Origin of the sequence: Corallococcus sp. CA054B (assembly GCF_003611625.1) — a bacterium.
In the GTDB taxonomy this organism is placed as follows: Bacteria; Myxococcota; Myxococcia; order Myxococcales; family Myxococcaceae; genus Corallococcus; species Corallococcus coralloides.
Genome location: NZ_RAVY01000029.1, coordinates 15226 through 36261 on the forward strand (window position 1 = coordinate 15226; position 21036 = coordinate 36261).

The 21036-nt window shown below is 71.6% G+C and carries 3 protein-coding genes (1 of these 3 only partly in view); 1 reads left to right on the forward strand and 2 read right to left on the reverse strand.

Translation table 11 applies throughout. The features are described from left to right. Positions 1–18646, reverse strand: partial view of a non-ribosomal peptide synthase/polyketide synthase gene (locus tag D7V80_RS10160; protein ID WP_120587961.1) — the 5' portion only. Its footprint begins 13937 nt before the window's first position; 18646 of the gene's 32583 nt are visible here — the first part of the coding sequence; its start codon is at positions 18644–18646; its stop codon lies off the left edge, out of view. A 283-nt stretch (positions 18647–18929) separates the two neighbouring features. Between D7V80_RS10160 and D7V80_RS10165 the strand changes: the two genes are divergently transcribed. Beyond that, entirely contained in the window at positions 18930–19403 is a 474-nt protein-coding gene (locus D7V80_RS10165; protein WP_120587962.1) for a GNAT family N-acetyltransferase, read from the forward strand. Positions 19404–19407: 4 nt separating this feature from the next. Here D7V80_RS10165 and D7V80_RS10170 read toward each other — a convergent pair whose 3' ends face one another. Further along, positions 19408–20460 carry an oxidoreductase gene (locus tag D7V80_RS10170; RefSeq protein ID WP_120587963.1) on the reverse strand — a complete coding sequence of 351 codons (1053 nt, stop codon included), beginning with the start codon at positions 20458–20460 and terminating at the stop codon, positions 19408–19410. Positions 20461–21036: the final 576 nt, after the last annotated feature.

Genomic DNA, 21036 nt, shown 5'->3' on the forward strand with positions numbered 1-21036 from the left:
AGATGCCGCCGAACGAGTGGAAGTGCCGCTCGGGTGTCCAGATGGCGGAGAAGCCGTTCGCGTCCGCGAACTTCGCTCCCTCCATCAGCAGCTCGTACTTGGGCCCGGTGAGCGAGTCCTCGTCATTGGCGAAGTACGACAGGCTGAGCTGAAGCGGACGCGCTGCCGCCTCGTCCGAGGCACCCCGGCGCGATGCGGTGGCCTCGGAGGGGAACAGCACGCGCAGGCCGCGCGACAGGGCCCAGAGGGCTTCCAGCTCGGGCTTCTCTGGAGCGGGTTCGGAGGCGGCGAGCCAGGTGGTGCCCGGCGCTGGACGCAGCCGCGCATCCAGGCCCGCGAAGAAGCCCGTGAGCGACGTGTGACTCAACGCCCACGCGGGCTGGCCCGCGCCCATGGGCAGGAGCCACGCCAGGGACTCCGGCGAGGGAAGCGGCGGCGCCTCCGTCACCGTCAACGGCGACGCGTCTCCCAGCACCTCTTCGACGTGCAGGACGCGCGAGGACTCCAGGCGTGCCGAGGTGAAGAGCCCACGCCAGGTGATGAGCCGGGGCACGACGCTGCCTTCCACGGCATAGACGGCCAGCGAGTCCAGGTCCGTGGGCCCGAGCGCCACCGGCGCGCCTCCTGCCTCCAGGACACCCCACAGCGCGGCCAGCTTCTCCGGCGACGCACGGAGGCAGAGCGCCACGGGCTCTCCCTGCCGGAGTCCCTGCTCCCGCAGCGTCAACGCGAGCCTTCTCGCGCGCGAGGCCAGCTCCCGCCAGGTCCAGGTCCGCCCGGCCTGCTCCACGGCGACGGTGTCCGGCTGCCGCAGCGCGTGTTCACGCAGCCGCGCGGGCAGGACGGGGGCGTGCGTGGCGGGCGGGGGCGCGGGCCATGCGCGGCGTTCGGCGTCGGTGGCCAGCGGCAGGCGGGAGAGGGGCTCCTCGGGCCGGGCCAGCGCCGCGCCGAGCAACACCTGGAGGTGCTCCAGCATCCGCCTTGCGGTGGAGGCGTCGAACAGCTCCGTCGCGTACTCCAGCGCGCCGTGAATGCGGCCGGGCTCCTCGGTGAGGATGAGCGTCAGGTCCGACAGCGTGGCGCCCCACTGCACGGGCGTGCCCGGGACTTCGATGAAGGTGCCCTTGGCTCCGACGGCCGCCAGCGCGTCGCCGCCCATCTCCAGGTTCGAGTGGTAGACGAACACCGTGTCCGTCATCCGCTCCCGGCCGATGTCGCGTCCGGGGACGAGCTGCTCGACGAGCATCTCGAAGGGCACGTCCGGCCGCGACTGCACGTCGGTGACCTCGCGTCGCACGCGGTGCAGGAGCTCGCGGAAGCTCGGGTCATCCCCCACGTGGGTGCGGAACGCCGCCGAGTGCGCCACGTAGCCGATGAGCGGCAGCAGCTCCGGCCGCGTGCGGTTGCCAATGGGCGTGCCGACGATGAGGTCCGCCTGCCCGGTGTAGCGGTGCAGGAGCGCGTTCCATGCGGCGAGCACCGTCATGTACGACGTGAAGCCTTCACTGCGTCCGAAGGCGACGAGCGCTTCGGCGAGCGCTGGCGGGAAGTCCAGCACCATGCGCTCGGAAGTGAGCGGGCAGCTCGCGGGCCGGGGCCGGTCCGTGGGGATGCCGAGCTGCTTGGGCATGCCTGCCAGGCGCTGACGCCACCACTGTTCCTGTTCGGGGAAGCGCGCCTCCGCGAGCGACTGCCGCTGCCACGCGCCGAAGTCCGCGTACTGCACGGGCAGGGGCGCCAGCGGGGACGGCCGGCCCTGGAGGAAGGCGGCGTAGAGCTGGCCCACCTCCTGGAGGAAGAGGGACGTGGAGAGGGTGTCGCAGACGACGTGGTGGATGGCGCAGACCAGCAGGTGCAGGTCCGCGCGCAGGCGCACGAGCGTGGTGCGCAGCACGGGGCCTCGCACCAGGTCGAAGGGGCGTGCGGCGTCCTCGCGGGCGATGCGGAGGGCGGCCTCCTCGCGTTCTTCGGGCGTGCCTTCCACCTCCACGAGGGGAAGCGGGATGCGCACGTGGGGATGGAAGCGCTGCACGGGCCTGCCGTCCACGGCGTCGTAGGTGGTGCGCAGGGCCTCGTGGCGCTGGACGACCTCCTGGATGGCCCGCTCCAGGATGGCGGCGTCGGCAGGGCCTTCCAGCCGCAGGACGAAGGGAATCGTGTACGCCGACAGGCCGGGGAGGTGCTGCTCCAGGCGCCAGACCCGCTCCTGCACGAAGGACAGGGGCAGCGGCTCCGTCCGCGAGCGGGGGACGAGCGGCAGCTCGCGCGTGGGCTCCTGGGCGGGGGCCTGTTGGAGCAGCGGCTCGATGCGAGAGGCGAGCCCCGCGACGGTGGGCGCTTCGAAGAGGGCCGCCAGCGGCACCTGGACGTGGAAGGTGTCGCGGAGCTGGTTGAGGAGCTGCGCGGCCATCAGCGAGTTGCCGCCCAGCTCCAGGAAGTTGTCGTCGCGTCCGACGAAGTCCACGCCCAGGCGCTGACGCCACAGCGTGGCGATGCGGACCTCCACGTCCCCGCGAGGCGCGTCCTCACGGCCTCCCGGAACCGGGAGGGCAGGGCGCTCCATGGACGGAGGTGTCGCTGCACGGGCCCCCGGAGCCGGGCGGGCAGGAAGCTCCATGGACTGAGGCGTCACCCCTGCGCTCGTGATCGCGGGCGAAGCGGAGGACAGACCGGGCTTGCCGGTGTGAGCGTTCGAGGACTGGGACGACGCTATCGTGCCGGTGTGAGCGCGCGAGGCCGGGGACAACCCGAGCGTGTCGGTGTGCGGGCTCGTGGACGGAGCGTGCGAAGCCGGGGACGACGCGATCGTGCCGGTGAAGGCGGTTACCTGTGCCTGCGTTGACGGAGCCATCACGGACGTGTCGGTCAGGCCCGCCGTCGCGTGAGCACGGACGGGCGGAGCGGAGGCCGGCGGGAGCCCGCCGACCGGGTCCGTGCGAGGCGCGGACGCGGTCACCACGGGCGTAGGCGTAGCGCCCTTTCCCGCGGATCCCGACTCGATAGCAGCAACGTCCTGACCGCGAGGCTCCACCCAGCAGCGCTTGCGCAGGAAGCGGTACGTCGGCAGGTGCACGCGGCGGCGCTGCTCGTGGGCGTAGAACGCGGTCCAGTCCACCTCCAGCCCCTGCGTCCACAGCTCGCCCACGCACTGAAGCAACCCCGACTGCTCCGTCGTCGCACCGCCCCGGCGCAGCGACGCGAGCGCCTTCACGCGCTCCCGGTCCTCGCCCAGGCACGCTCGAATCAGCGGGGTGAGGTCCTGACCGGGCCCCACCTCCAGCAGCACGCTGCACCCTTCCTCCAGCAGGGCACCCACCGCGTCCGTGAAGCGCACGGGCTGCCGCATCTGCGTGGCCCAGTACTCCGGCGCGGCAAGCTCACCCGGACGCGCCAGCGCCCCCGTGAGGCTGGAGACGTACCTCACGGAAGGCTCGCTCCGCTGGAGCGCCCCCACCGCGCGGGCCAGCTCCGCCATCAACGGCTCCACGTCCGCCGAGTGGAACGCATGCCCCGACGGCATGCGCACCGCGCCCGCCTTGCGCTGCTGCAACACCGCCTGGAAGCGCTCCACCTCGTCCACGGGACCGGAAACCACACACCGGTCCGGTGCGTTGATCGCCGCGAGCGTCATCCGTCCGGACAGCAGCGGCTGGACCTCCGCCGCCGACAGCGCCACGCCGAGCATCGCGCCCGGGGGCAGCCGGTGCATCAGCTCGCCTCGGACCACGGCCAGCCGCAGCGCATCCGGCAGCAAGAGCACGCCCGCGACACAGGCAGCGGCGTACTCGCCGAAGCTGTGCCCCAGCACGGCGTGCGGAACGATGCCCCACGCCTGCCACAGCCGAGCCAGCGCCACCTGCACCGTGAACAGCGCCGGCAGCGCGCCCCGGGTGTCGGAGAGCATCGCGGACGCCTCCGCCTCCTGGCCCGGTCCCGGACGCAGCAGCGTCTCCACCCGCGAACGCAGCGGCGCATCCAGCAGCGCCAGGCACGCATCCACCTGCGCGCGGAACGCCGGCACGGACGCATCCAGCTCCCGGCCCATGCCCACCTGCTGCGAGCCCTGACCGGAGAACACGAACGCCACCCGCTTGCGGCGCGCTCCCTCCACGTCCTTCAAGCGCGAGGGCGTGGCCGGCTTGCGAAGCTGCTGCGCCAGGTCCGCCGCGTCCCGGGCGACCACCACGCGCCGGTACTCGAAGGCCCGGCGTCCCACCGCCTGCGTGTACGCGGCGTCCGCGAGCGCCCCCTCATTCCCCGCGACCTCCACCGAGAACCGGGCCGACAGCGCCTCCAGCGACTCCGGCGATCGCGCCGACAGCACGCGCAACGCGAGCTGCTTCGCCGCTGCCTCCAAGGCCTCCGGCGAACGCGCGGACAGCACCTGATCCGCCAGCTTCAACGACGCGGCCTCCAGCGCCTCCGGCGACCGGTCCGCCAGCACGTGCGACGCCAGCGCCAGCGCTCCCGCCTCCAGGGACTCCGGCGAGCGCGCCGACAGCACGAACAGCTGGTGCGAGCGCGTCGTGGGCCCGCTCCGGACGACGGGCGCCTCCTCCAGCACGGCGTGCGCGTTCGTCCCGCCCACACCAAACGAGCTCACCGCCGCGCGCCGGGGCGTCTTCCCCCGAGGCCAGGGGCGCAGGCGCGTGTTGACGAAGAACGGCCCCGCGTCGAAGTCGATCCGCGGGTTCGGCGACTCGAAGTGGAGGCTGGGGGGAATCTCCTCCTCGCGCAGCGACAGCGCGACCTTGATGAGCCCCGCGAGCCCCGCCACCGTGTCCAGGTGGCCCACGTTCGTCTTGAGCGACGCCAGCGGGATCGTGCCCCGGTGCTCGGGCCCCAGACCGTAGGCGCGCTGGAGCGCCGCGACCTCGATGGGGTCACCCAGCGGGGTCGCCGTCCCGTGGGCCTCCACGTAGCCGATGTCCCCCGCCGCCACGCCCGAACGGCGCAGCGCCTGCGTGATGACGGCCGCCTGACCCTGCACGCTGGGCGCCGTGAAGCCGGACTTGTCGCGCCCGTCGTTGTTCACGGCGGTGGCTCGGATGATGGCGTGGATGGGGTCGCCGTCGCGGACCGCGTCCTCCAGCCGTTTGAGCACCACGGCGGCCACGCCGCTGCCGGAGACGGTGCCCTTGCCCTTCGCATCGAAGGCGCGGCAGTGGCCGTCCGGGGAGTAGATCATCCCCTCCTGGTGCACGTAGCCCGTGCGCTGCGGCACCGACAGCCGCGTCGCGCCCGCGAGCGCCACGTCCGACAGGCCTGACAACAGGTTCTGACACGCGACGTGCACCGCCACGAGCCCCGTGGAGCACGCCGTGTACACGAGCATGCTCTCGCCGGTGAGCCCCAGCTTGTAGGACACCTTCGTCGGCAGGCTCTGGTAGGTCGCCGTGCCGTACAGCTCGAAGAACGCCGCCGAGTCCAACGGCAGGTGCCGCTGCACCTCGTTCGCGTAGCCGGACTCGTTCGCTCCCGCGAAGAGGGAGATGACGCCCGGGAAGCGCGCGGGGTCCAGTCCCGCGTCCTCCAGCGCCGCCCACGCGCACTGGAGGAACATCCGCTGCTGCGGGTCGGTCCACTGCGCCTCGCGCAGGGACATGTCGAAGAACGCGGGATCGAACTGATCGATATCCGCGAGCACGCCTTGCGCGGGCACGAACCCCGGGTGCTGGGTCAGCGACACGCCCGGAGGCAGGCCGGGCATCGGCTCCAGCTCCTCGGGAGTGAAGCGGGAGATGGACTCCACGCCTTCACGCAGGTTGCGCCAGAACTCCTCCACCGACGCGGCGCCTGGGAAGCGTCCGGACATGCCGATGATGGCGATGGCGTTCGACGGCAGCGCCGCCGTCCGGTCCGTCACGCCCCCTGACGGCATGGGCGCGGGCGTGGAGGCGGAGCTGGATGGCATGGGCGCGAGGCTGGAGCGCGCGGGGAGTCCTTCGCGCTCCAGCCGCCGGGCCAATCCGTGGACCGTCGGGTGTTCGAACAGCCAGACCACGGGCACGTCGCGCTGGAGCGCCTCGTGCATCCGGCTGGCGACGCGGACCACGGTGAGCGACGTGCCGCCCAGGTCCTCGAAGAAGTGGTCGTGGACGCCGACGCTCCGGGCTCCCAGCTCCCGGGCCCAGATGGCCGCGAGCTGTTCCTCCAGCGGATCCGCGGGCTCCACGAACCGCCCCTTGCGAGCACTCGCCGCGACGTCCGGCGCGGGCAGGGCCTGGCGGTCCAGCTTGCCGGTGGCGGTGAGCGGCAGCACGGGCAGCGGGACGAACGCGGCCGGGACCATGTACTCGGGCAGCCGCTGCCGCAGGTGTTCGCGCAGCGCCTGCACCTCCAGCGCGCCGGCCACCACGTAGGCCACGAGCCGCTTGTCGCCGGGCACGTCCTCGCGCACGAGCACGGCCGCGTCGGTGAGGGCGGGCCAGTCCCTGAGGGCGGCTTCGACCTCGGACAGCTCGATGCGGTAGCCGCGCACCTTCACCTGGGTGTCGATGCGGCCCAGGAACTCCAGGCTCCCGTCCGCGCGCCAGCGCACCCGGTCTCCCGTGCGGTACACGCGCTCTCCGGGCGTGGTGGCGAAGGGGTGGGGGATGAAGCGCTCGGCGGTGAGGTCCGGGCGGGAGAGGTAGCCCCGCGCGAGCCCGTCCCCGCCGATGAGCAGCTCACCCGGCACACCCACGGGCACCGGCCGCAGCGAGCCGTCCACCACGAACGCCCGCGTGTTCGGCAGCGGAGGCCCGATGGGAATCGATTCGGCCGGGACGTCCTCGGGCCGCTCCATGCGGAAGCAGCAGGTGAAGACGGTGGCCTCGGTGGGGCCGTAGCCGTTGACCACCGGAAGGCCCAGCGTCTCCACCACGCGGCGCGTGTGCGTGGGGGACAGGACGTCCCCTCCAACGAAGAGCTGCCGCAGTCCGCTCAGCACCTCGCGCTTCACGTCCACCACCTGCGCGAACAAGCCCGCGGACAGGTAGAGCGACGTGACGCCGTGACGGCGGATGAGCTGGCCCAGCAGCTCCAGGTCGGTGGGCGGCTGAGGCGGAAACACCACGAGCCTGCCGCCGGACAGCAGCGGCCCCCACAGCTCCAACGTCGACGCGTCGAAGGACAGCGGCGCCATCAGCAGGAACGTCTCGTCCGGAGTGAAGCGGGCCCAGGGGGCACCGTGCAGGAGCCGGAGCACGCCCCGGTGCTCCACGGCGACGCCCTTGGGGCGCCCGGTGCTGCCGGAGGTGAAGTCCACATACGCCAGGTTCCGCGAGGACAGCGCCACGTCCGGAGCCGTGGAGGGCTGTTCCTCCAGGCGCGTCTCCTCCACGAAGACACAAGGCACGCCCTCCGCGACCGGCAGCGACGCCCGCAGCGCACGGGTGGTGACGAGCAGTCGGGGCGGCGCATCCTCCAGCATGAGCGCCAGTCGCCGAGCCGGATACGCGGCATCCAGCGGGACATAGGCCCCGCCCGCCTTGAGGATGGCCAGGAGCGTGACGACGAGCTCCACCGAGCGCTCCAGGCACACCGCCACCAGCGCATCCGGCCCCACGCCCTGCGAGCGCAGCACCCAGGCCAGCGCATTCGCCCGAGCATCCAGCCGCGAATACGTCAGCCGCGCGTCGCCCGCTTCCAGCGCGATGGCCTCCGGACGCTGGGCGACCTGGAGCGCGAAGCGCTCCACGAGGTTCGACTCACGCGGGTAGTCCACGCCGGTGGCGTTCCAGCCTGTGAGCACCTGCTGGCGCTCCTCGGGCGTGAGCCATTCCACCTGGGCCAGGGGAAGGTCCGGAGCGGTGACGACGGCGTCCAGCAACGCGCGCAGGTGGCCGGCCAGCCGCTCCACGGTGGGACGCTCGAAGAGGTCCGTGCTGTATTCGATGACGCCGCGCAGGCCGTCCGGCGCCTCATGCAGCAACAGGCCCAGGTCGAAGCGGGCCGTGGCGTTGTCCACCGGCACGGGCCGCAGCGTGAGCCCCGGCGCCTTCAGCTCTCCGGTGGGTGCGTTCTGGAGCGCGAACACCGCCTGCACCAGCGGATTGCGGCTCAGGTCGCGAGCCACGTTCAGCTCCTCCACCAGCTTCTCGAACGGCAGGTCATGGTGCTCGAAGGAGGCGAGCGCCGTGGCCCGCACCTGGGAGAGCAGCGTCCGGAACGAGTCCCCCGGACGCACGCGCCCACGCAGCACCAGCGTGTTCACGAAGAAGCCGACCAGCCCCTCCAGCTCCGCGCGGTCGCGGCCCGCGATGGGCGAGCCCACCAGCAGCTCCTCCTGTCGCGAGTACCGCGACAGCAGCACCTGCCACACCGCGAGCAGCGCCATGTACGGCGTCGCGCCTTCCGAGCGGCCCAACGCCACCAACCGCTCCACGCCCGCGGACGGAAGGTGCACGGGAAGCAGCGCCCCCTTCGTGGACTGGAGCGGAGGACGCGCCTTGTCCGCGGGCAGCTCCAGCACCTGGGGCGCCCCGGCGAGGTGCTGCTTCCACCACGACACCTCCCGCGCCAGCACGTCCCCCTGGAGCCACGAGCGCTGCCACACGGCGAAGTCCGCGGGCTGCACCGGCAGCGCCGGCAACACGGGTGTCCGGCCCGAAGCGAAGGACTCGTAGGCGCCGGCCACCTCGCGGACGAGCACGCCCAGCGACCAGCCGTCGGAGACGATGTGGTGCATGCACAGGAGCAACAGGTGCTCCCGCGCGTCCAGGCGGAGCAGCCGCGTGCGCAGCACCGGTCCCCGGCCCAGGTCGAAGGGAAGGGCGGCCTCCTCCACGGAGCGCCGCTGGGCCTCGGCCTCGCGAGACTCCCGGGGCATGGGGGCCAGGTCGGTGACCGGCAGCTCCCACGCACCCACCGGGTGCACGTGCTGGACGGGCTGTCCGTCCCTCATCGCGAACGTGGTGCGCAGGGCTTCATGCCGGGAGACGACGAGCTCCAGTGCGCGGCGCAGTGCCTCCACGTCCAGCGCGCCATCCAGCCGCAGCGCGGTGGCGAGGGTGTAGTGGCTGCCGCCGGGGCGGAGCTGCTCCACCACCCACAGCCGCTGCTGCGCGTAGGACACCGGCAGGTCCCGCTCCCTCGACGTAGCGACGAGGGCCGGGACGCGCGGTCCTTCCACGCGCGAGAGGAGGCAGGCCTCCACCCGCTCCGTGAGCCGGGCGACGGTGGGCGCATCGAAGAGGGCGCGCAGCGGCAGCTCCACGCCGAAGGTCGAACGCAGCCGCGAGACGAGCTGCGTGGCCAGCAGCGAGTGTCCCCCGATGACGAAGAAGTCGTCATGCAGCCCCACCGACTCCAGGCGGAGCAGCTCCTGGAACAGCGTGGCGATGCGCTGCTGGAAGAGCGTCATCCGCTCCGGAGCCACGGGCCCGGCCGCGACCGAGCGCGCATCCGGAGCGGGCAGCGCCTTGCGGTCCACCTTGCCCACGGGCGTGAGCGGCAATGCGTCCAGCGACACGAACGCGGAGGGCACCAGCGGCGCGGGCAGCCGTTCGGAGAGGAAGGCGCGCAACGCCGCTGCCTCCACCGGAGCGCCCGGCACGAACCACGCCACGAGGCGATCCTCGATGACTCCCGCCACCGCGGCCTTCACCGAGGCGTGCTGACGGAGGATGGCCTCCACCTCGCTCAGCTCGATGCGGAAGCCGCGCAGCTTCACCTGCGTGTCCATGCGGCCCAGGAAGTCCAGCGTCCCATCCGCGAGCCAGCGCACCCGGTCGCCCGTGCGGTACAGCCGCGCACCGGGCACTGCGCCGAACGGTGAAGGCACGAAGCGCTCCGCCGTCAGCTCGGGGCGCCCCAGGTAGCCCCGGGCGAGGCCGTCACCGCCCAGGTACAGCTCTCCCGGAACGCCCACGGGCACGGGCTGTCCGTGCGCATCCAGCACGTACGTCTGGACGCGCGTCATCGGCCGGCCGATGGGCACGGACGTCGCGTGCTCCGGCAGGTCCACGATGTCATGCGTGGTGACGCCCACGGTCGTCTCCGTGGGGCCGTACAGGTTCACCAGCCGGCCCGGAGGCCCCGCGCGCAGCACCGCGCGAGCCGCATCCGCGTTCGCGGCCTCACCGGCGTAGAGGACCGTGCGCATCGTGGCGAAGGCGTCGGGGACTTCGCGCGCCACGGTGTGGAACAGGGCCGTGGCGAACAGGGCCGTGGTGGCGCCCACCTCGCGCAGGGTGCGAGCCAGCTCCGCCGGAGCCAGCGTGACTTCACGCGGCAGGATGACGAGCCGCGCGCCGTTGAGCAGCGCGCCCCAGACCTCGAAGGTGGCCAGGTCGAACGAAGGCGTACCCGCCTGCACCATGCAGTCGTCCGGCCCGAGCTGGACGTAGTTCGTGTCCCGCACCAGGTGCACGATGGACTGGTGCGTGATGCCCACGCCCTTGGGCGTGCCCGTGGAGCCCGACGTGTAGAGCACGTAGGCCAGCTGCTCCGGCCGCACGGTGACGTCCGCGGACGCAGGCGCCGGCTCCTGGCCAGCTTCCTCCACGTCCGGCTCCAGGCACACCGTGGGCAGGGAGTGCTCCGGAAGGGCGCTCAGCCAATCTCGCTGGCCCACCACCGCGGAGACGCCCGCGTCCTCGAACATGAACGCGAGGCGGGAGCGCGGATAGGCGGGGTCCATGGGCACGTAGCAGCCGCCCGCTTCCAGGATGCCGAGCATCCCCACCACCAGCTCCAGGCCCCGTTCCACGCACAGCGCGACCCGAGCCTCCGGAGGGAGCCCAAAGGCGCGCAGGCGCCGGGCGAGCCGCCGCGCCCGTTCCGCGAGCGCCGCATAGGTGAGCCCCTGGCCTGCGTGCTGGACGGCGACGGCCTCCGGAGCGCGGAGCACCTGGGCCGCGAACAGCTCCGGCAAGGTGTGGGGCGCGAGCGGACGCTGCGTGGCATTCCAGTCCACGAGCACGCGCTGACGTTCCCCGCCGTCGAGCAGCGACTGCTCCCGCACGGGCGCATCAGGGCGGGCCGTGAGCGCGCCGAGCAGCGCCTGGAAGTGCGCCATCATCCGCGTGACGGTGGCGGGGTCGAAGAGGTCGGTGCTGAAGTTCAGGTCGCCGCTGAACGCGCCGTCCCGTTCCTGGAGGCTGAAGTCCAGGTCGAACTTCGCGGTGGTCAGCTCTCCGCCGCGCAGCTCCAGGCGGAGGCCGGGAAGCTCCAGCGCGCCCACGGGAGCGTTCTGGAAGGTGAACGCCACCTGGAACAGCGGAGACCGGCTCAGGTCCCGAGCGCCCTGCATGCCCTCGACCAGCTTCTCGAAGGGCAGGTCCTGGTGCGCGTACGCCGCGAGCGTCGTCGCCTTCACCTGGGCGAGCAGCGTCCGGAACGAAGCGCGAGGATCGATGCGCGCACGCAGCACCAGCGTGTTCACGAAGAAGCCGATGAGCCCCTCCGTCTCCGCGCGGTTGCGGTTGGCGATGGCGGAGCCCACGAGCACGTCGTCCTGGCCCGTGTAGCGAGACAGCAGCAACTGGAAGCCCGCGAGCAGCACCATGAACGGCGTGGCACCCTCCCGGGCCGCCAGCGCCTTCACCGCGCCGGACACGTCCGGGGACAGCGCCACGGGAAGCGACGCGCCCCGGAACGACTGCGAGGCGGGGCGATGCCGGTCGGTGGGCATCTCCAGCGCGGTGGGCGCACCGTCGAGCTCCCGCCGCCACCACTCCAGCTCCGCCTGGAGCACGTCCCCCTGGAGCCACGAGCGCTGCCAGAGCGCGAAGTCCGCGTACTGGAGGGGCAGGGGCGGCAGCGCCGGGGACTGACCGGAAGTGAAGGCCCGGTACAGCGCGCCCAGCTCGCGAGCGAAGACGCCGATGGACCAGCCGTCCGAGACGATGTGGTGCAGCGTGAGCAGCAGCCAGTGACGCCGTGAATCCAGCCGCAGCAGCACGGCGCGCACCAGGGGCCCGGTGCCCAGGTCGAAGGGCCGCGCGGCCTCGGAGGCGGCGTGACGGTGTGCCTCGGCTTCTCGGTGGACCCCGGGGACGGACTCCAGTGAGACGACGGACAGCGTGAGCGTCGCTTCGGGATGGAGCCGCTGGACCGGCGAGTCCTCCTCGGACACGAACGTGGTGCGCAGGACTTCATGCCGGCGCACCAGTGCCTGGAGGGACTGCTCCAGCGCCGAGGCATCCAGGGCGCCATCGAGCACCAGGATGCCGGGCACGTTGTAGAAGGCGCTGCCCGGCTGGAGTTGATCCAGGAACCACAGCCGCTGCTGCGCGTACGACAGCGGCACGGGATCGGAGCGCGGCATGGCCACGAGCGGCGGCGTCCCTGGCCGGGAGTCCTCCCCGGAGCGAAGGGCCACCACACGGACCGCGAGCGTCGCCACCGTGGGCGCGGAGAAGAGGTCGCCCAGGGGCAGCTCCACCCCCAGCGTCGAGCGCACGCGCGACACCACCTGCGTGGCCAGCAGCGAGTGGCCCCCCAGGTCGAAGAAGTCATCCTGAATGCCCACGCGAGGGACGTGCAGCACCTCCGCGAAGAGCGCGGCGATTTGCTCCTCCACCGCGTCGCGAGGCGCGACATACGTGTCCGCCGAAGCCACGGGGGCCTCGGGAGCGGGAAGCGCGGAGCGGTCCAGCTTGCCGTTGGCGTTGAGCGGCAGGGTGTCCAGCACCACGAAGGCGCTGGGGATCAGGTAGTCGGGGAGCCGCGGCTGAAGCTCCGAGCGCAGGGCCCTGCCGTCCAGTGCCTCGCCGACGACGTAGGCCACCAGCCGCTTGTCTCCAGCGATGTCCTCGCGCACCACGGCCACGGCTTCGTGCACACCCGGCAGTCCGCGCAGGGTCGCTTCGATTTCACCCGGTTCGATGCGGAAGCCGCGCAGCTTCACCTGGAAGTCGGTGCGCCCCAGGAAGTCCAACGTCCCGTCCGCGCGCCAGCGCGTCCTGTCGCCGGTGCGGTAGAGCCGTGCCCCCGGTGTCGTGCTGAACAGGTGGGGCACGAAGCGTTCGGCGGTGAGCGCGGGCTGGTGGAGGTAGCCCCACGCCAGTCCCTCGCCGCCGACGTACAGCTCTCCCGGCATGCCAGGGGGCACGGGCCGCATCGCGGAGTCCAGCACGTAGGCGGTGGAGTGGGGCAGCGGCCGCCCGATGGGAACAGCGGTCTCCACGGTGTCGCCCGCCTGCATCCGGTGCGTGGCGGAGAAGGTGGTGTTCTCGGTGGGGCCGTAGCCGTTGAGCAACACCGCGCCCGGGCGCATCCGCGCCAGGTGTTCGCGCACGCGGGACGCCGGGAGCACGTCGCCTCCCGCGAGCACCTGCGCCACGGAAGCGAGTGCCTCCGGGTGGTGCACGGCCATCTGTTCGAAGAGGGCGGCCGTGAGCCACAGCGTGGTGACGCGGTGCCCTGTCAGCACCTCCGCGATGCGCGCGAGGGACAGCTCTCCCGGAGGCGCGAGCACGAGCCGGGCCCCATGCAGCAACGCGCCCCAGATTTCGAGCGTCGAAGCATCGAACGCGGCCGGCGCGAGCTGGAGGAAGACCTCCTCCGGGCCGAAGCGCATGAAGTCGCTGTCCACCACCAGCCGCGACACGGCGCGGTGCGGAACACAGACCCCCTTGGGCGTTCCGGTGGAACCCGAGGTGAAGAGGACATAGGCCAGCCGGTCCCCTGTCGCGCGCGGCTCCGCTGGCGCTGTCTCCGGAAGCGAAGCCAGCCGGGAAACATCCGCATCCAGCAGCACCAGCGGCGTCATCAACGAAGGCAGCTCATCCGCGAGCGCCTCCAGCGTGATGACCATCCCCGCCCTGGACTGCTCCAGCAGGAGGGACCAGCGCTCGGGCGGAGCATTCAGGTCGATGGGGACATAGGCCGCTCCGGCCTTGAGCACCGCCAGCAACGAGACGATGAGCTCCGGCGAGCGAGGCAACAGCACGGCCACGCGGCTGCCCTCGGAGATGCCAGAGGCGCGAAGGTGGTGGGCGAGCTGATTCGCCCGCGCGTCGAGCCGCGCGTACGTCAGGCTTCCGGACTCGGACACGAGCGCCACCGCGTCCGGAGCCCGAGCGACCTGTTCCGCGAAGCGGGCCGGGATGGACCGCGCGGAGAAGTCCTGCACGGCTGAGATACCGCTCCAGTCCTCCAGCACCTGACGCCGTACTTCGGTGGGCATCAGCGGCAGCTGCTCCACCGGGACCTCCAGCTGCCCGGGAAGCGCTTCCAGCAACGAGGCGTAGCCCTGCATCAACCCCTGGAGGAAGCCCGGGTCGAAGAGGTCGGTGTTGTAGTGGAGGCTGCCGGTGAAGCCGTCCGCCGACTCCTCCAGGATGAGGCTGAAGTCGTACTTCGACGGCGTGAAGGGAGGAGGTAGCTCGCGCAGCGTGAGGTCCGGCAGCCGCCACTCCGCGGTAGGCGCGTTCTGGAGGGTGAGGGTGACCTGGAAGAACGGCGTGTGGCTCGGGTCGCGAGCGGGCTGGAGTTCCTCCACCAGCTTCTCGAAGGGGACGTCCTGGTGCTCAAAGGCGCCGAGCGTCGAGGCGCGCACCTGGGCCAGCAGCGTCTGGAACGAAGCGCGAGGAGCGATGCGCGCACGCATCACCAGCGTGTTGACGAAGAAGCCGATCAATCCCTCCGTCTCCGAACGCGTGCGGCCCGCGATAGGAGCGCCCACGCTGACGTCATCCTGTCCGGCATACCGGGACAGCAGCAGTTGGTACGCGGCCAGCAGCACCATGAAGGGGGTGGACCCCGTCTGCCTCGCCACGGCATGGACGCCATCCGTCTGCTTCCGGGACAGCCGCACCGCGAGCGAGTCCCCCGAGAACGTCTGCACCGCCGGGCGAGGCCGATCCGTGGGAAGCATCAGGAGCGGAGGTGCATCCGCGAGCTGCTCCCGCCACCACGCAAGCTGCGCGGTGAGAACTTCGCCCTGAAGCCAGGACCGCTGCCAAGCGGCGAAGTCGGCGTACTGGATGGGAAGTGGCGAAAGCGAAGGACGCTGGCCGGAAGCGAAGGCCTGATAGAGGGCGACCAGCTCGCGCACGAGCACCCCCGTGGACCAGCCGTCCGAAGCGATGTGATGCGTGAGGACGAGCAGCACGTGCCGCGTCTCTTCCATCCGCACGAGCACCGCGCGGAAGAGCGGGCCCCGCGCCAGGTCGAAGGGCCGCTGCGCCTGCGCGGCAACGAAGTCCCGCAGCGGCAAGTCATCCAGGTCCACGAGTTCGAACGGGCAGGGCGCCGGAGGCGCGATGCGCTGAACCGGCCCATGGGATCCGGAAGCGAACGTGGTGCGCAGCACTTCATGGCGTTCGACCAGCGCGTCCAGGGCCTGCCGTAGCGCGGGAACATGGAGCGCGCCTTCGAGCAGCACGGTCCCGGGCAGGTTGTACGCAACGCCACCGGGCTGAAGCTGCTCCAGGAACCACAGGCGCTGCTGCGCGAAGGACAGCGCGAGCTCGCCCTCTCGACCCACCGGCCTCAAGGGCAGCACCTCGGGCCCCTCGCTCCGGTCCTGCGCCTCTTCCAGCGCCGAAGCCAGGGCCGCGAGCGTGGATGCCTTGAAGATCGCCCGCAGCGGCAGCTCCACCTGCAACGCCGCTCGGATGCGCGAAAGGAGCTGCGTGGCGAGCAGCGAATGCCCTCCCAGCGCGAAGAAGTCATCGTGCACACCCACGCGCTCCACGCGCAGCAGCTCCGCCCAGAGCGAAGCCAGCCGCTCTTCCGTAGGCGTGCGCGGAGCGACGTACTCCGGAGCCGCCCCCGACGCGATGCCGGGCACGGGCAGTGCCCTGCGGTCGACCTTGCCGCTGGACGTCAGTGGCAGGGCCTCCAGCAAGACGAAGGCACCGGGCACCATGTACTCGGGAAGCTTCTCGGCGAGGAACGTCCGAAGGACCTCCGTCCCCGGCACGTCCGTCCCCCCGACGAGATACGCCACCAGCCGCGTGTCGCTCGCCGTGACGCCCGCGAGCGCCACGACGACCGCCTGCCGCACGGCCGGGTGCTGCTCCAGCGCGGCCTCGATCTCTCCCAGCTCGATGCGCAGCCCGCGCACCTTCACCTGGAAGTCGGTCCGGCCCAGGTACTCGATGGCGCCATCGGGCAGCCACCGGGCGAGGTCCCCCGTGCGGTATAGCCGGGCTCCCGGCGTGTCGCTGTACGCGTCCGGGATGAAGCGCTCCGCGGTCAGGTCCGGGCGACCCAGATACCCGCGCCCCACCTGAACGCCGCCGATGAACAACTCCCCGGGAACACCCTGGGGCACCGGCCGCAGCGACGCATCCAGCAGCCGGATCGCCGTATTCGCCACCGGATACCCGATGGGCACGGAGCGCCCCAGCGCGCCCCGCACGCACTCGTACGCGGTGACCTCCACCGCGGCCTCGGTGGGGCCATAGAGGTTGTGCAGCCGGGCGCGAGGCAGCCGTCTCAGGCAACGTTCGGCCAGCTCCAGCGGCAGCGCTTCACCGCTGCACACCACCTGGCGCAGCGACGCGCACTGCTCCAGGCCGGGCGCTTCCAGGAACGCCTGGAGCATGGACGGCACGAAGTGCGTGACGGTGATGCGCTCCCGAGCGATGAGGTCCGCCAGATAGTCCGGCTCCTGGTGTCCTCCGGGCCGAGCCACCACCAGCCGCGCGCCCGCCATCAGCGGCCAGAAGAACTCCCACACGGACACGTCGAAGCTGAACGGCGTCTTCTGCAACACCGCATCGCCCGGTGACAGCGGCAGCGCCCCCTGCATCCACAGGAGCCGGTTGACGATGCCCGCGTGCGCGTTCATCGCGCCCTTCGGCCGGCCCGTGCTGCCAGAGGTGAAGATGACGTACGCCAGCGCGTCCTCGGAGGCCACCGGAGGCGGCGTCCCGGACGGCCGCCGGGCCACCTCCGCCCACTGGGAATCCAGGCGGAGCACCGGCACGGCGTCCCCGGCCGGCAGCCGCGCCACCAGCCGCTCCTGGATGAGCACCACCGCGGGCCGGGCATCCTCGGACATCCACGCGAGCCGCTGCGAGGGCAGGGATGGATCCAGCGGAACGTACGCCCCTCCCGCCTTCAACGTCGCGAGCAGCGCCACCAACAGCTCCAGCGAGCGCTCCAGCATCAACCCGACGCGTACCTCCGGCCCCACGCCCATGGACCGCAGGTGCCACGCGAGCTGGTTGGCCCTGGCATCCAGCTGCGCATAGTTGAGCGCCGTCTCGCCGAACGTGACGGCCACCGCGTCCGGCGTGCGAGCCACCTGCGCCTCCACCAGCTGATGCAGCAGCACCCCGCGAGGAAACGCCTCCCGGGGCCCGCGCCACGCATGAAGCACGCGCTGCCGTTCAGCCGCATCCAGGAGGGACAGCTCGGACAGGCGCGCATCCGGCCGGGAGACCGCGTCCTCCAGCAGGACGCGCAGGTGCCCCATCAGCCGCACCATCGTGGCCTCATCGAAGAGGGCAGTGCGGTACTCGGCGGTGAGGCGCAGGCCGTCCGCCTGTTCGAAGGCGAAGAGGGTGAGGTCGAACTGCGAGAAGCCGCTGTCCACCAGCTGCGCGTCCAGCGACAGCCCGGGCAGGTGCACGGCGGGAAGGGGCGTGTTCTGCAGGACGAACATCACCTGGAAGAACGGAGGCACGTCCAGGTGGCGCGGAGGCTGGAGCACCTCCACCAGCTTCTCGAAGGGCACGTCCTGGTGCGCGAAGGCCTCCACCGACGTCGCCTGCACGCGGCCCATGAGCGAGCGGAACGATGGATCCCCCACAAGTGACGTGCGCAGCGCGAGCGTGTTGACGAACAACCCGACCAGCGGCTCCAGCTCCGCGCGCGAGCGTCCGGCGATGGGGGTTCCGACCGTGAGGTCGTCCTGCCCGGAGTAGCGCAGGAGCAACACCTTGAAGCCCGTGAGCAACACGGTGAAGAGGGTCGTGCCCTCCTGCGCCGCCAGGGCCGCGAGCCGCTGGACCCACGCGGCGGGCAGCATCGAGGACACGGTCGCACCCCGGCTGTCCGGCTGTCCGGAGCGGGGCCGATCCGTGGGCAGCGACAGGACCGCCCGCGCATCCAGCCGCGAGCGCCACATGTCGAGCGACGCTTCCAGCGACTCCCCCTTCAACGACTCCCGCTGCCACACGGAGAAGTCCGCGTACTGCAACGCCAGCGCGGGCAGCACCGGCGTCCCGCCTGAAGCCAGGGCCTCGTAGAGGACGCCCAGTTCGTGCACCAGCAGGCCCATGGACCAGCCGTCGGACACGGTGTGATGCAGCGCGAGCAGCAACAGGTGCTCGGTGGGGGAGACGGCGAAGAGCACGGCGCGCAGCAGTGGCCCCTGCGCCAGGTCGAACGGCGCGCGCGCCTCCTCGTGCAGCCTGCGCCAGGCCTCCGCGGCATCCGCCACCGGCACCACGGGCAGGGGCACGTCCAACTCGGGCGTGATGCGCTGCCATGGCCGTCCGTCCTGTTCCACGAAGGTGGTGCGCAGCACCGCGTGGCGGCGCACCACTTCGTTCAGGCTCCCCTCCAGCGAGGGCACATCGAGCAGTCCCTCCAGCCGCACGGAAAAGAGCAGGTTCAATCCGGCCTGCCCGGGCGCCAGCCGCTCCTGGAACCACATGCGCTCCTGTCCGAACGACGCAGGGACCCGCGACGTGGGGCGGCGCTTCTCGCGCAGCAGTTCCGCAAGCCGCGCGCGCTTCTGCTCAGGGGTGGAAGCCATGGGCCAGAGACTCCTTGGGAGGGGGTCTTGCGAACGCTCGGGGAGGAGATGTGACGGGTTCCCGGACTCGCGAGCGCGCGGGATAGTAGACAGGCACTCCGACATGGCCGCAGCGATTTGCGCGAGAGGGCCTGGCTGTCAGCCCGCTCGGGTGCGCGGCCGTGCGGGCGGTGAGGCCCGAGCGGGAATTCCACTCCACGCCCGGTCTCTGGTGACATGTTTCAGCGGTGTTTCACCGTGGTGGTGGAACGCCTGCGCCTGACGTTTCCACTAGACTTCGGGAATGCCCGAGCCCTTCCGGATCCGCGAAGCCGTGCCCACCGACGCCGAGCGGATCACCCAAGTGCTGCGCGACGCCTTCGAGGAATACCGCGGCCGCCTGGATCCGCCCTCCAGCGCGCACGACAAGACGGAGGCCGTGGTGCGGCGCGAGCTTTCGGACGGCGGCGCCTTCGTCGCGGAAGCGGACGGCATCCTCTTCGGCTGCGTGTTCTTCCATCCGAAGGGGGACCACCTGTATCTGGACCGGCTCGCGGTAGTGCCCTCGCACCGGGGCCAGGGCGTGTCGCTGCGCCTCATGGAGGCCGTGGAGTCCCGAGCGCGCGAGCTGGGCCAGACGCGCGTGCGGCTGTCAGTGCGGCTCGCGCTCACGTCGCACCATGCGTGGTACGCGCGCCAGGGCTACGTCTTCCATTCCCATGGAACGCACGCGGGCTACGCGTCGCCCACGTTCCTGGTGTTGGAGAAGACGCTCTGAGATTTCAGTCGCGAGGAGTCAGCGGAATGCGGCGGCCCTCCAGGTCGCTCTGGAGTGCGGCCTGGATGACGCGCACCGTCTCGCTCGCGCTCAGCGCCGTCACGGGCACGGGAGCGCCGTGGAGGATGGCGGCGCCGAGCTGCCGGTAGAACTGGCCGTAGTCGCCGGGCACGGTGGCGATGGTTTCCCCCGAGGCCAGCAACCGGCCGTGGCGCTCCGCGGGCTCAAGGCCGAAGTCCGGATGGCCGGGACGCAGGCCCGCTTCGAGCTGTCCCTCCTGCGGATCCAGCGCATGCTTCACGTACGCATCCCGGTCGCCCTGCAAAACGAAGCGGGGCCACGGCGCGTGCACCACGGATCCGGAGTGCAGCACCACACGCAGTGCTCCGTAGCGCAGCACCAGGTGGAACCAGTCCGTGCCCTGCGCGCCCGGGCGTTGCCGGCCCAGGTCCGCGGTCACCGACTCGGGCAGGCCGAAGAGCTGCACGGCCTGATCAATGAGGTGCGAGCCAAGGTCCCAGAGCGTCCCGCCGCCGGGCACGTCCTGCTCCTTCCAGCGATCCTTCACCTGGGGCCGGAAGCGGTCGAAGTGGCTCTCCAGGCTGTAGAGCGTCCCCAGCCGTCGCTGCTCCAGCAACTGGCGCACGGTGAGGAAGTCGCCGTCCCAGCGCCGGTTGTGGAACACGGTGAGGCAGAGCCCGCGCTCCTTCGCGAGCGCGTCCAGCCGCATCGCCTCGTCCGCGTCCAGCGCGAAGGGCTTCTCCACCACCACATGCTTGCCCGCGCGAAGCGCCTGTCCCCCGAGCGAGGCATGCGAGTCATTGGGCGTGCACACGACGATGACGTCCAGGTCCGGATCCGCCAGCAGCGACTCCACAGTGCCGGTGCGAACGCCTGGCCAGTCGCGGGTCACGGCCTCCGTGCGGCTCGACGCCACGGCAGCCAGGGTGAAAGCGGGTTCCGCGGCGATGAGGGGCCCATGGAAGCGCGAGCCGGACAGGCCATAGCCAAGGAGGCCCACCCTCAACGGGGAGCCAGGGACGCGAGCGGAGGTCATGGACCGCGAGGGTAGCGGGAAGTGGCCTTCATGCGGACAGGCGTAGGTGCCTGGCCCTGCCGCCTTCCCAACACCGGAGCATTGACGGGAGCGCCAGTAGAGCATCGCCCCATGCCGCGACCCGAAGGGGTCCACCACAACAAGTGACGTCGCGGAGCGCAGCAGTGGGCCACGACGGACTTCTCGCGCGAACACCCAGGCGGGGCCACGGCCAGAGGCACTCGCCGAATGCGCAGCACCAAACCTGTCCGACAGTTGGACAGGGGCGTTCCGCCTGAAGCCGAGGGCGCGCCTTGAGGAGCGCAGCAGTGGGCCGAGACGTCGCGCGCGCGCGGACACCAAGGTGAGCGCAAGGGCGCCCGCCCAGGCCCGATTGCCTCAAAACCTGTCCGACTGTCGGACAAGTTTCCGCCGCATGGGGCCCGAGGCTGCGCCAGACCGACAGGGGCACAACGTCATGCGCGCTCAAACGCCAGCCAACATGGTGCACGGATGGAGGCGCCCGCCCGGGCCGGTTGCCTCAAAACCTGTCCGACAGTCGGACAGGTTTTTCGCCGCCCGGTCCCAGGGGGCGCG